This is a genomic window from Bacteroides timonensis (genome assembly GCF_000513195.1).
Lineage (GTDB): Bacteria > Bacteroidota > Bacteroidia > Bacteroidales > Bacteroidaceae > Bacteroides > Bacteroides timonensis.
In genome coordinates this window covers 14083-28417 of record NZ_CBVI010000031.1, presented here as the reverse complement: position 1 = coordinate 28417, position 14335 = coordinate 14083, and the positions used below count along the sequence as shown (strand labels likewise).

11 protein-coding genes are annotated in these 14335 nt (G+C 45.0%); 8 read left to right on the top strand and 3 right to left on the bottom strand.

Annotated elements, in window-relative coordinates; all coding sequences use genetic code 11:
- Positions 1–5 precede the first annotated feature (5 nt).
- The 3 genes from BN161_RS07865 to BN161_RS07855 form a co-directional block, all read right to left on the bottom strand.
- Entirely contained in the window at positions 6–1355 is a 1350-nt protein-coding gene (locus BN161_RS07865; RefSeq protein ID WP_044264680.1) for a PEGA domain-containing protein, read from the bottom strand.
- A 608-nt stretch (positions 1356–1963) separates the two neighbouring features.
- Positions 1964–2791 (bottom strand): type II pantothenate kinase, encoded by an 828-nt coding sequence (coaW, locus tag BN161_RS07860; RefSeq protein ID WP_044264678.1) that lies wholly within the window; start codon positions 2789–2791, stop codon positions 1964–1966.
- Positions 2792–3169: 378 nt separating this feature from the next.
- Entirely contained in the window at positions 3170–3403 is a 234-nt protein-coding gene (locus BN161_RS07855) for a YecH family metal-binding protein (RefSeq protein ID WP_044264675.1), read from the bottom strand.
- Between the two features lie 150 nt (positions 3404–3553).
- Here BN161_RS07855 and BN161_RS07850 point away from each other — a divergent pair, with 150 nt between their 5' ends.
- From BN161_RS07850 to BN161_RS07815, 8 genes are all read left to right on the top strand, one after another.
- On the top strand, positions 3554–5965 hold the full coding sequence (locus BN161_RS07850) for a TonB-dependent receptor (RefSeq protein ID WP_044264673.1): 2412 nt from the start codon (positions 3554–3556) through the stop codon (positions 5963–5965).
- Positions 5966–6109: 144 nt separating this feature from the next.
- Positions 6110–6520, top strand: a complete 411-nt coding sequence (gene mce / locus BN161_RS07845) for a methylmalonyl-CoA epimerase (protein ID WP_044264671.1) — start codon at positions 6110–6112, stop codon at positions 6518–6520.
- 114 nt (positions 6521–6634) lie between these two features.
- Positions 6635–8188, top strand: a complete 1554-nt coding sequence (locus BN161_RS07840) for an acyl-CoA carboxylase subunit beta (RefSeq protein ID WP_009128927.1) — start codon at positions 6635–6637, stop codon at positions 8186–8188.
- 93 nt (positions 8189–8281) lie between these two features.
- Positions 8282–9214 carry an OadG family transporter subunit gene (locus BN161_RS07835; RefSeq protein ID WP_044264667.1) on the top strand — a complete coding sequence of 311 codons (933 nt, stop codon included), beginning with the start codon at positions 8282–8284 and terminating at the stop codon, positions 9212–9214.
- 22 nt (positions 9215–9236) lie between these two features.
- Positions 9237–9665 (top strand): biotin/lipoyl-containing protein, encoded by a 429-nt coding sequence (locus BN161_RS07830; RefSeq protein WP_044264665.1) that lies wholly within the window; start codon positions 9237–9239, stop codon positions 9663–9665.
- Between the two features lies 1 nt (position 9666).
- Positions 9667–10827, top strand: a complete 1161-nt coding sequence (locus BN161_RS07825) for a sodium ion-translocating decarboxylase subunit beta (protein WP_044264663.1) — start codon at positions 9667–9669, stop codon at positions 10825–10827.
- A 184-nt stretch (positions 10828–11011) separates the two neighbouring features.
- Positions 11012–12328: a tetratricopeptide repeat protein gene (locus tag BN161_RS07820; RefSeq protein ID WP_044264662.1), complete on the top strand. Its 1317-nt coding sequence runs from the start codon at positions 11012–11014 to the stop codon at positions 12326–12328.
- 137 nt (positions 12329–12465) lie between these two features.
- Positions 12466–14316, top strand: coding sequence for a glycoside hydrolase family 13 protein (locus BN161_RS07815; protein WP_044264660.1), 1851 nt, complete (start codon positions 12466–12468; stop codon positions 14314–14316).
- Positions 14317–14335 lie beyond the last annotated feature (19 nt).

Sequence of the window (14335 nt, the reverse complement as noted above, 5' to 3'; positions counted from 1 at the left end):
TCAATTTAGAAGAAGAAACCAATACCGGCACTTAATTCCATATATTTAAAGTTCACAGTCTGACAACCCACTGAAACGGCAAATTTGCCGAAACGCCCGATAGCACCGATTTCTGCGGCTACACCGGTGGCTGAATGATCGGTATTCTTTACCAATTCATCCTCAACTGTTTCCCAAGCCAGAGTACGGCTTCCATAACCTGCACCGATATAAGCATAAAGCGGTTTGGCTATCCTGCGCATGTATCCTGCGGTAACAGACATACGCGCTTTCTGTGTCACGCCTTCTTTATAATAAGGGGTACCATTTCCTCCACCGGTCAGGGCTCCCGTATCGTCGCACTCCAAATCGGCGGAAACCGAACCAAAGTCACTGCGGAAGCGAACGTAGGCACCATTTTTAACCACAAAACCCACCATAGCCCCGAAAGAGGTCTGCGAAGGATGCCAACCGGCTTCAAGCATAACTAATGTACGGCGAGGTTCTTTGGGTTTAATGGTGGATTTCATCTTAAAGGTAAGGCTACTTGTTTCTCCGGCAGTGATAACGATGGTGCTATCCATAGGGAAAAAGAACTCTTTCTCCACACGAACCTGATAATCTTTCAATGGCATACGGTCACTCTTATAAGGCGTTTCTCCGGCAAGTTCGTTGTCAATATAGACTTTCGCATCCTGCTCCGGCAAAGAAAAAACTTCCAGATAGCCAAAACGAGGTTTCAGAGCAACACTCATAATCTTTTGTTCACTACCCAAATCAATAATTCCAGCTTCAGGAGCATACATGGGGGCTTCCACCCGATAAGTATGCGTCCCTTTCTTCATCGTAGCAGTAAACAATCCTTTCTCCGTCGGCATCTTTTCATCATCAATATAAATATCCGCAATGGCAGGTTCGGGACGCATAACGACAAGTTGCATATTTGTATCAACAGCCATCTCTTTAGCCTCATCCCCCGCACTAAGTTCCATTTCATAGACTGTCGCCTTTTCAATCAGGTCAGGATAGAAATAATTACGGAGTACGCCATACTTCTCGTGCATGATAGAAATGCGCCGTGCCCCGCGGGGAACATAGAGCCAGATTTCTCCCGGCTTATTCTCTCGCGCCACAATACCAAGGGCATCCGGTTCAAACATAAAGTCTTTTTCAGTAGTAACAATACGGATAAGAGCGCAGATTTCACCGTTCTGATCCCTCTGCGGAGCAGTGATACGTGCTGTAATGTCTGTCTCCATACGCTGAAAAGAAGTCACTTGGATTTTGTTTTGCGCCGTAGCGGAGTGCGGAACAACAAGCAGGAATAGCAATAGTAATCCCACCGGCAACAAACGTGCAATAGTACTGTTTGTCATACGTGTTTTTCTTTATTTTTCCGTCTGTCCTCTATCAACGGGGTTATTATATAAAGAAAGCGTGAGGACTGTTATTGTCTATTCTTCTCTCAGGCTCTGGAAAATGCCTAATGCCGTAATAGACAACAGCCCTCACGCCTATATATATAACATAGACGTGAAGAAACTGTTGCTATCATCCCACGGCATTTGAATTTTCCAGATTCGAGAGAAGGGGACAATAACTTTTCGCTTCTTGCGTTTTTTCTTAAAACATAAAGTCATATTTGCCGTTTATCGCTATAACAGGCCTGACTTCATCTGCAAATGTAGAATAATTTTCTTTATTAGGAAGAACTTTCTAAAAATAAAAAGCACTTCAAGTTTTATTTCTTCTCAAGTGAAGAATATTTATCACGGAAATCAGTGACAAGGTTATTATTTACGTAATCAGATGCGATGTTTCAAAACTATACCGGAACCGTATCTGCTCCGTACCTACTCCGTGTCCTATAGAAGAGGTCTGATACGGAGCCGACACGGAGTTGATACGGAGCAGATACGGACGAATTACGGAAATAGCACGGAAATGACATGAAGGCCCTACGGAGACGCACGAACCCGGATAATCAAGCGTTCTTCCTGATATACGCCAGCGCCGCCCCTATCGCCGTTCTATATTCCGCATAGGGTGGAATATGGAAGCGCACCCCATATATCTTTTCCATATTCGGAAAAACCTCATGGCACTGCGGAAATTTAGTAAGATTACCAATCAAGACAAAATCTTTGATAGGACCATTCAGCGCAGACAACACCGCTGCACCACCTATCGTTTGCAGCACCATATAAATAATCCCTTTTGCAATATCTTCCTGCGAAGCGTTGCTATCCGCTTTTCCGAACAGCGAAGCAGTGGCATGCACCGGAAGATCCGGCAAAGGACGATTGCAAATATCTCCGATCTGTAAGTTTACACGAGTAACGTCGCCTTTCTCGGCAATTGCTGCAATCTGCCTGAAATCATGCGTCTTCAGCAACAAGCGGGAAAGTCCCTGCAAAGTACCTCCACCAATTGCCATACCACCAATATGCTCTATCTTTTCTCCGTTGATTCTTACGAAAGAAGTGCCCGTTCCCATGCTTACCACAATCAGCTGATCAATATCCGTGGCATGACGTGCCCCCAATCCATTGGCTATAAACTCATCGACTTTGTCCGTGGGTAAACCATACAATGGACTATCTACAAATGCACTACCCACACCTGTCAGCATCACTTGCTCTATATCCGAAAGCTGAATACCATTATCATAAATATACTTCCCGAAAGCCCCGAACAAAGAAGTAACCGGATCAGTCGCAGTGATAAACATCGGTGACTGTATCTGTTCTCCGTTGATTCCTACAATTTTTGTAGTACTTCCGCCAACGTCTATTCCTATTACAATTCCCATAGTTTCAATATTGCATTCGGTTACAAAGGTACGAATTGTTTTATTGTAGATGTGTATTCAAATATTTTTTGTTGTATACATAACCCTTCCACACACTCATACCCCTTTATTCATCGGCCTTAACAGGTGGAAGAGTATAAAACGGGGATAGCGTAGAGGCAATATGTGGATATGACATACATTTGTTTTGCTATACAAATCAACGTAATATTTTGCTAATCATCAACATACAACAACTCCATCCATTGCCCCAAATAGGCTTACCATAAACCAAGAAGCTTAAAAAGCACGCTTCCACCCGCTAACACTGATGAATAAAGGGATGCAGAACTGTGAAAGGTACAGCGAGAAACCGCTATAGGACTAAAGTTATCAGCATCAATGGTTGCAAACCTTCGTTATATCCACCGTAAATCCATCAGCAACAGGCATAAACTTGCTTTTCGCTTTCAGAAACTCTATCAGCGCATCCGCATCCATATCTTCTGCCGAGCAAGTATAGAAATGTTGATGCTCGCCGAATTTCCGGATGATTGCTTCTTTCAATGATGATTCCGAGTAACTGTTGCCTTCCATCATGTGAAGGACTTCATGAGCATGTAATTGTTCCATAATCTATTTTTTCTGCAAAGATAGAACGAAGCACGGATTGGAGTTGTAACATTTGTGACACTAACCTATAAAAAATAAAGAAGCAAAGTTAAAAGCTCTTTTTTACCTCCTGATATACGTTTCGGGAAGTTTCTCCGTTATAGAAAAGGTATGAGACATTTTTGGTTACTGACATCTCTTATAATCCTATTCTCCATTCCCGCCCTTGCCCAGAAAACGGTCAAGATAGGCGGAACGGTTACGGATGAAAATGGCAATCCGATTGAATTGGCAACAATACGATTGGAAGGGACGGCTATAGGCACAGTCAGCAACCTGAAAGGACGGTATTCACTGAAATTCGAAAGCCGGGACAGTGTAACAGTTATCTTCTCCATGCTGGGATACCAAACCCGCAAACGGAAGTTAGTACGGCCACAGGGGAATATCAGTCTGAACATAACCTTGCCCCCGATGAATTTTGAATTGGGCGAAGTGAGCGTAACAGAGCGTCGCCGGCAAACCGGAACCATCCAACAGATAGAAACCAAACAAAACCGCCTGGCCCCTGACGCTTCGGGCGGAAGCATAGAAGCCGTGATAGCCACACAGGCCGGAGTGAGTAGCAACAACGAACTCAGTTCGCAATACAACGTGCGCGGCGGTAGTTTCGACGAGAACATGGTGTACGTCAACGGCATTGAAATATACCGCCCCTTGCTGATCCGTTCCGGGCAACAGGAAGGGCTGAGTTTCATCAATCCCGATATGGTGCAATCCGTCGGCTTCTCCACGGGAGGCTATGAGGCCAAGTACGGGGACAAGATGTCATCCGTGCTGGACATCACCTACAAGAAACCCGAACGGTTAGAAGGAAGTGCCTCCGTCAGCCTGTTGGGAGCCTCGGCATACGTAGGAATCGCCACCAAAAAGCTAACCTGGACAAACGGCATCCGTTATAAAACCAATCAATATCTGCTGGGTACGCTGGATACAAAAGGAGAGTACGACCCGCGCTATATCGACTATCAGAGCTATCTGAACTGGACACCTTCGAAGCGTTGGGAAGTAGGCGTCATCGGCAATATTTCAGAAAACCGCTATAACTTCCAGCCGGAAGACCGCTACACCCGCTTCGGCACTCTCAGCAATGTACGCGAGTTTAAAGTCTATTTTGAAGGACAGGAGAAAGATTTATTCCGCACCCTGTTTGGAACCGCTTATGCCACCTACCGGCTGAACGAACAGAACAGCCTGACCCTGCAAGCCTCCGCCTTCCACACGAAAGAACAGGAGACATACGACATCACCGGACAATACTGGCTGAACTCCCTGGACAGCGGAACACAAGTAGACGGCACTACCAACGAAGAGGAAACTTCCGAAACCATCGGTGTGGGAACTTACATGGAACATGCCCGCAATTACCTTACCGCAGAAGTACAAAGTTATTCCATCACAGGCCGCCACCTACTGAAAAGCCACTCCTTGCAATGGGGTGCGGAGTTCAAACGGGAGCGCATCAAAGACCGGATGCGCGAATGGGAAATGCGCGACTCTGCCGGATACTCCATGCCACAGACCTCCGAAGGGCCGGAACTATTCTACACCCTCCGCTCACGCAACGAAACGGACAGCAAACGATACGGATTTTACCTGCAAGATACATACCGCTTCCGCTCCACCGCCGGACTATTCACCCTGACCGCCGGCATACGAGGCAGTTACTGGGACTGGAACAAAGAATTCATCTTCAGCCCACGTGCTTCCCTGGCACTGATTCCGGCATTCAATGAGAAATTTACCCTGAGAGTAGCCGCCGGAGTCTATTACCAGGCACCGTTCTATAAAGAATTCCGGGATACCACCCAGGTGGACGGGATAGCTACCGTATCCCTGAACCGTGACATCCGTTCGCAGCGCTCCCTACACTTCGTGGCAGGCGGCGACTATAATTTCCGTGCCATGGACCGCCCGTTCCGCTTCTCTATGGAAGTGTATTACAAAGCGTTGAGCAATCTCATCCCTTACAATATAGATAATGTACGGATCAGTTATTACGGACGCAACCTTTCCAAAGGTTACGCCACCGGTATCGACATGAAACTGTTCGGTGAATTTGTTCCCGGAACAGACTCCTGGCTGAGCTTCTCGCTGATGAAGACCGAAGAGAAAATAAACGGACAATGGCTCCCCCGCCCCACCGACCAGCGCTACCGTCTTTCGCTCTATTTTACGGACTATTTTCCCGGTAGCCGCAAGTGGAAAATGAACCTGAAAGGTACACTTGCCGGAGGTCTTCCCTTCGGTCCCCCGCATAGCGGACGCGAGGCTGCCGTATTCCGTACATCCCCTTACCGACGTGTGGATATAGGTATGTCCCGCTGTATCATCGACCGTAGTGAACGCGAAAATCAGCGCGGCATCCGCAGCCTTTGGTTGGGGGTTGATATTTTCAATTTGCTAAATATCAGCAATGTCAACTCCTATTATTGGGTAACAGATACCCGAAATAACCAGTTTGCAGTACCCAATTACCTGACATCCCGTCAGATTAACGTCCGACTGTTGCTCGACTTCTGAACCGAAGTCTAAAAAAACCTTTCCAAACTTCAAATATCCAATAATTAATTGACGAAAAATTTCTTTATTAAGGAAGAAATCTCTTTCTTTGTGCTGTTTTATGCCTTTGATTAAGACATTATACCAACATTAATAAATATAGTTATGAAGATTTCACACATTGAGCATCTGGGCATTGCCGTAAAAAGCATTGAAGAAGCCCTGCCGTATTACGAGAACGTATTGGGTCTGAAGTGCTACAACATCGAAACTGTAGAAGACCAGAAAGTAAAAACCGCTTTTCTGAAAGTTGGTGACACTAAAATCGAACTTCTCGAACCGACCTCTCCCGAAAGTACTATCGCTAAGTTCATCGAAAACAAAGGCGCAGGTGTTCATCACGTGGCATTCGCTATTGAAGACGGTGTAGCTAACGCATTGGCTGAAATAGAAGCTGCAGGCGTTCGCCTGATCGACAAGGCTCCGCGCAAAGGTGCTGAAGGTCTGAACATTGCTTTCTTACACCCGAAATCAACACTGGGCGTATTGACAGAGCTTTGCGAAAAGCCGGAATAATATGCATTAATTACGAAATTAGGAATGACGGATTACTTATTTTACAGGCAGTTCGTCATTTGTAATTCATAATTCACAATAAAAAAATAGTATTAACCCATTATATTTAATAAAATGAGTAATCAACTTGAAAAGATCAAAGAGCTTATAGATCGCCGCACGGCAGCACGTCTGGGTGGTGGTGAAAAAGCGATTGCCAAACAGCATGAGAAAGGTAAATATACAGCTCGTGAGCGCATAGCCATGCTTCTCGACGAAGGTAGTTTCGAAGAAATGGATATGTTTGTAGAGCACAGATGTACTAACTTCGGTATGGAAAAGAAACACTATCCCGGCGATGGTGTTGTGACCGGTTGTGGTACTATCGACGGTCGTTTGGTTTATCTGTTCGCACAGGACTTTACAGTTTCTGCCGGTTCTTTGTCTGAAACGATGTCTCTGAAGATCTGTAAGATTATGGATCAGGCTATGAAAATGGGTGCTCCTTGTATCGGTATCAACGACTCGGGTGGTGCACGTATCCAGGAAGGTATCAACGCCTTGGCAGGTTATGCTGAAATCTTCCAGCGCAATATCCTGGCATCAGGTGTTATCCCGCAGATTTCGGGTATCTTCGGTCCTTGTGCCGGTGGTGCTGTTTATTCTCCTGCACTGACTGACTTCACGTTGATGATGGAAGGTACTTCTTATATGTTCCTTACCGGTCCGAAGGTGGTTAAGACTGTAACGGGTGAAGATGTAACTCAGGAAAACCTGGGTGGCGCAAGTGTTCACTCTACCAAATCAGGTGTAACTCACTTCACTGCCAAGACTGAAGAAGAAGGTTTGGCTTTGTTGCGTAAACTGTTGAGCTACATTCCTCAGAACAACCTGGAAGAAGCTCCTTACGTAGATTGCACCGATCCTATCGACCGTCTGGAAGATTCTCTGAATGAAATCATCCCCGATAGCCCGAACAAGCCGTACGACATGTACGAAGTAATTGCTGCTATCGTTGACAACGGTGAGTTCCTTGAAGTTCAGAAAGATTACTCAAAGAATATCATTATCGGTTTCGCACGTTTCAACGGACAGTCCGTAGGTATCGTTGCCAACCAGCCGAAGTATCTGGCAGGTGTGCTCGATAGCAACGCATCTCGTAAGGGTGGCCGCTTCGTTCGTTTCTGCGATGCTTTCAATATTCCTATCGTTTCATTGGTAGACGTTCCGGGATTCCTTCCGGGAACAGGCCAGGAATACAATGGGGTAATTCTGCACGGTGCTAAGTTGTTGTACGCTTACGGTGAGGCTACTGTACCTAAGGTAACAGTAACATTGCGTAAATCTTACGGTGGTTCACACATCGTAATGAGTTGTAAGCAACTCCGCGGTGACATGAACTACGCATGGCCTACTGCTGAAATTGCCGTTATGGGTGGTGCCGGTGCCGTTGAGGTATTGTATGCCCGCGAAGCTAAGGAACAGGAAAATCCTGCTCAATTCCTGGCAGAAAAAGAAGCTGAATACACCAAGCTGTTTGCTAATCCTTACAATGCAGCCAAGTATGGTTACATCGATGATGTGATTGAACCGCGTAACACACGTTTCCGCATTATCCGCGCCTTGCAACAGTTGCAGACTAAGAAACTGACTAACCCGGCTAAGAAGCATGGTAATATTCCTTTGTAAAACCCAGTAGACAAAGTCACAAGACACAAGATACAAGGCCTCCTTGTCAACTCGTAACCTTGTTCCCTTGTCAACTCAAAAAAATCAAGTTATATGAATAAAACAAAAATCGGAATATTCTTTACCTTGCTGCTGGTGTTAGGTGTATGCTCTTCTTGCGGAGAGAAGAAATCGAACAATAAGCTGGTGCTGAATGAAGTACTGATTACCAACGAAGGTAATTATCAGGACGACTACGGCTTGCACAGCGCATGGATTGAAATATTCAACAGATCGTATGGTAGCGCCGACCTCGCCGCATGCCTGTTAATGGTTGCTCAGCCAGGTAGCGACACCATCCCATACTTCATCCCCAAAGGTGATATATTGACTTTGGTAAAACCTCGTCAACACGCATTGTTCTGGGCGGATGGAGAGCCGAGACGCGGTACGTTCCATACCAACTTTACGCTGGATCCGGAAAAGGAGAACTGGATAGGCTTATTCGATTCCGGTCGTAAGTTGATTGATGAAGTGACTATTCCTGCCGGAGCATTGAAAGCCAATCAGTCTTATGGGCGTGTTAGTGATGCTGTCCCTCAATGGGAAGTTAAAGACGGTAGTGCAGAAAAATATGTAACTCCGAGCACTAACAACAAGACTATCGACAGTAATGCCAAAATGGAGAAGTTCGAACAGCATGACAGCAATGGCATCGGTATGTCCATCTCCGCCATGAGCGTAGTATTCTGCGGTTTGCTTTTGCTTTTCATATCTTTCAAAATTGTCGGCAAAGCATCCGTAAGCCTCAGCAAGCGCAATGCGATGAAGGCAAAAGGTATTACCGACAAGCAGGAAGCCAAGGAAAAGAAACTGGGCGAAGCTCCGGGAGAAGTATTTGCCGCCATTGCCATGGCTATGCACGAAATGCAAAGCGACGTGCACGATGTGGAAGATACCGTTCTTACCATCAACCGTGTGAAACGCAGCTACTCACCATGGAGCTCGAAGATTTACACATTGCGTGAAACTCCTCTGAAAAAGTAATCACCTATAAATTGATAAAACGATGAAAGAATATAAATATAAAATCAACGGTAATACATATAAAGTTACCATTGGAGATATCGATGAAAATATCGCTCATGTTGAAGTGAACGGTACCCCCTACAAGGTAGAAATGGAAAAGGCACCGAAAGTGGTTGTTAAACCGGTAGTACGTCCTACAACTCCGGCCCCCGCTCCTGCAACTCCGGTAGTGAAACCGGCTACTGCTTCTACTGGCAAGTCAGGTGTTAAATCACCGCTTCCTGGTGTTATCCTCGACATCAAAGTCAATGTGGGTGATACAGTGAAGAGAGGACAAACCATTATTATCCTTGAGGCTATGAAGATGGAGAACAATATCAATGCCGACAAAGACGGTAAAATCACTGCGATCAACGTAAGTAAAGGAGATTCCGTTCTCGAAGGTAATGACCTTGTAATTATTGAATAATATGGGAGAATTTATCACATTTATAGGAAACAACCTTGCCGACTTCTGGACGTACACGGGTTTTGCCAATGCAACGGTAGGCCACGTCGTTATGATCCTGGTAGGTTTGTTCTTCATATACTTGGCGGTAGCCAAGGAATTTGAACCGATGCTGCTGATTCCTATCGGATTCGGTATGCTGATCGGTAATATTCCTTTCAACATGGAAGCCGGACTGAAAGTTGGTATCTATGAGGAAGGTTCTGTACTCAACATCTTATATCAGGGAGTAACCTCCGGTTGGTATCCACCGCTCATCTTCTTGGGCATTGGTGCTATGACGGACTTCTCGTCTCTGATATCCAATCCTAAGTTGTTACTAATCGGTGCTGCTGCTCAGTTTGGTATCTTCGGTGCTTATATGATTGCTTTGGAAATAGGTTTCGATCCTATGCAAGCCGGTGCAATCGGTATCATTGGTGGTGCCGACGGTCCGACGGCTATCTTCCTTTCATCCAAGTTGGCCCCTAATCTGATGGGGGCAATTGCGGTATCAGCCTATTCTTACATGGCATTGGTACCGGTAATCCAGCCGCCTATCATGCGCCTGTTGACTAACAAGCACGAACGTCTGATCCGTATGAAACCACCGCGCGTAGTTTCTCACACGGAGAAAGTTATCTTCCCGATTATCGGTTTGTTGCTGACTTGTTTCCTTGTTCCGTCCGGTCTGCCTTTGTTGGGTATGCTGTTCTTCGGTAACCTGTTGAAAGAAAGTGGTGTAACCCGTCGTTTGGCTGAAACAGCACGCGGTCCGCTAATTGATACAATTACTATCTTATTAGGTTTGACAGTAGGTGCCTCTACTCAGGCTTCTGAGTTCCTGACGCTCGACTCTATCAAGATCTTCGGTCTGGGTGCATTGTCATTCGTAATTGCTACCGCTTCAGGTGTGATCTTCGTGAAGATATTCAACCTCTTCCTGAAGAAAGAGAATAAGATCAACCCGTTGATCGGTAATGCAGGTGTATCTGCCGTACCTGATTCGGCACGTATCTCTCAGGTAGTAGGTCTGGAATATGATTCTACAAACTACCTGTTGATGCACGCCATGGGTCCGAACGTTGCAGGTGTAATCGGTTCAGCAGTAGCTGCCGGTATCTTGCTGGGATTCTTGATGTAAAAGACATGTGCGTTGAGTGGTATCTTTACCATTCAAAACATCCGGTATATTTTAGCGCTTCTTCGTCTGAAGGGGCGCTATTTTTATTCGTTAATCTATCTAAAAGAAGCTACGAATATTTCGTAAAGTAAATCTTTTTAGTAACTTGCAGCCAATTAAGCAATACTTTAAAGATAAAAAGACTATGCGGAAACTCTTTATTCTACTCTTTTTCAGTGCCTCTTCATTGCTGATGGCACAAAATACCAACCCTATTCAGGAAGCAATGGCAAACTATGATTATGAGACGGCATTGACGCTTATTGATAAGGAGACGCCGACTGTTCCCCTACTCTATCAAAAAGGGAAAGCTCTGAAAAGTCTTGGCAACAACAGGGAAGCGCTTCAGGTATATGAAGAAGTCGTGATGCAAGATTCTCTGAATCCACGAGCTTATATTGAAGCAGCTGAGTGCTGCAAGTCATTATTAAAAAACAAACAGGCATTAAAATATTATCAAAAGGCAGTGGACCTGAATCCGGATAATAAGTATGCTCGTATTCAATACATTACTCTATTACTGAACCAGCGGAAATTCGATGAAGCATTAGGAGAGAGCAGTCTACTTACAGAAACAGATAGCTCGGCTGTCGCATTACATCTACAAGCTCAAAGTTTTGAAGGGGTAGATGACATTTTAGCAGCATTGGGATGCTATGAAAACATACAGGAAAAATATCCCAACGATTTTCTGGCTGCTGCCAAAGCAGCAAGACTACACATCGAAGGAGCATTTTATAATTATGCTATAGAAGCTACTGAAAAATACCGCCAAATAGACAGTACAAACGTTGTTGTAAACCAACAAAATGCATTGGCATACTGCCTGATGAAAGATTATCAGACCGCAATACAGAGATACGAACAGTTACTAAGCCTAGGGGACAGTACATTTACCACCTGTTATTATTTAGGAGTCAGTTATTACGCAGTAGAAAAGTTTTATGAAGCACATGATATACTGGAAGTAGCTCGCCAATATGATAAGCGTAATGTGAATCTGCTATATTATTTAGGACGCTCCTGTTCCAAAACGTCATGGAAGGATCAAGGCGTTGCATATCTGGAAGAAGCTGTGGCATATGCTACCCCACCCGATAGTGCTATGGTACGCCTCTATGTCGGCCTCACAGACTGCTATAAAATGGCACTAATGCCTAAAGAGCAAATCAAAACGATGCAAGACAGATATGATAAATATGATATAGAAAATCATAAGCTCTTGTATGACATGGCATATGTTTACCAATATCAGTTGAAAGATAAAAAGAATACAGAACGTTGTCTGGAGGCTTTCCTTAAAACGCGTCCCAAAAACAGCAGTGAACAACCCGAAACAGATGATAAAGGAAATGTAATATTAGGATTAAGTACTTATTATGGTGCAGCCGAAACTTGGCTGAAAGATCTTCGCGAGAAAAAGAAAGTGGATGACTTCTTTCAGGGGAAAGCGAATAAGTAACTTGTAGCTCGTAGCTAATTCATTGAAAACGTTTGCATAACATTATAAAGTATATAATAGCGGAGTAGCGGTGGCTTTCTCCGCTATTTGCTTATATTAGCACCAAAATACGGATATAATAACGAAAAGCTAATATCATGAAAAAATTATTCCTTATCCTGGGAACGTTTTTACTTTCCCTTAGTACGTATGCAGCTATGAACGTAAACAAAATCGACCCTCCGTTTTGGTACACCGGAATGCAAAATCCCGAACTCCAACTTATGGTCTACGGTGAAGACATCGGTAACTCTTCCGTTACTGTCAACTATCCCGGCGTTTCTTTGAGCAGCACTGTCAAGCTGGAAAGCCCGAACTACCTGATTGTCTACCTGAGACTGGAGAAAGATGTGAAACCCGGTAAAGTAGCTCTCACTTTTACACAAGGCAAAAAGAAAATCGTCAAAGAGTATGAACTGAAAGCACGCAGCAAAAAAAGCTGTGAGCACAAAGGTTTTGATGCTTCCGACGCCCTCTACCTGTTGATGCCCGACCGTTTCGCAAACGGCAATCCGGACAATGATCAAATCCCCGGCATGGCCGAATACAAAGTAGACCGCAACGATCCGAACGCCCGTCATGGTGGCGACCTCGCAGGTATTGAGCAAAATCTGGATTACTTCTCCGACCTGGGTGTAACTGCCCTTTGGTTCACTCCGGTACTGGAAAACAACATGACTGGTGGTTCGTACCACGGCTATGCTACTACCGATTACTATAAAGTTGATCCGCGTTTCGGTACCAACGAAGAGTATCAGCAACTGATATCCAAATGCCACGACCGCGGCATCAAGATTGTAATGGATATGATCTTCAACCACTGCGGCGTAGAGCACGTATGGATTAAAGATATGCCGTCTAAAGACTGGTTCAACAATCCCGATCATGAAAAGAACTTCGTGCAGACTTCTTTCAAACTGACTCCGCACGTTGATCCTTATACTTCACAATACGATTTCGACCAGATGAACGACGGTTGGTTTGTTACCGCTATGCCGGACCTTAACCAAAAGAACCCGCACGTATATCGCTACCTGGTACAGAACAGCTTCTGGTGGATTGAGTACGCCAATATCGACGGTATCCGCATGGACACTTATCCGTATGCCGACTATGACGCCATGAGCAACTGGATGAAAGAGCTGAACGAAGAATACCCCAACTACAACACTGTAGGTGAAACCTGGGTTACCGAACCGGCTTATACAGCCTGGTGGCAAATGGATTCCAAGCTCTCTGCCCCGAAGAACAGCAATCTGAAAACCGTTATGGACTTCAGCTTCTTCGATAAGCTCAACACTGCCAAAACAGAGCAGACTGAAACTTGGTTCAAGGGCTTAGACCGTGTATACAATAACTTCGTATATGATTTCCTTTATCCCAATCCAGCTTCCGTACTGGCATTCTTTGAAAACCACGATACTGACCGATTCCTGGGTGAAGGCGAGAACCTGCCGATGCTGAAACAAGCTACCACCCTGCTGCTCACCACCCGTCGTATTCCTCAACTTTATTATGGTACGGAAGTTATGATGAACGGTGTGAAGAGCAAGAGCGATGGTTATGTGCGTGAAGACTTCCCCGGTGGATGGGCAGACGACAAAGGAACAGCTCTCACAGCAGAAGGCCGCAGCAAACTGCAAAACGACTGCTATAACTTCTATAAGACCATCCTGAACTGGCGTAAAGGCAACGAAGTGATTGCCAAAGGCAGCATGGTACAATTCATGGTGCAGAATGGTGTTTATGCATATGCCCGCCAGCACGAAGGTAAAACCGTATTCGTAATGTTGAATGGTACAGATGCCGAAACTACTGTTCCTTTGAAATTCTACAAAGAAGTGCTGAAAGATTCCAAACAGGGAAAAGATATTCTCAGTGGAAAGACAGTTGCATTCGGTGAATCGCTGACGATGGGGCCGAGAGAATCATTGGTTATCGAATTATAAATCTCATTTCAATTATAAC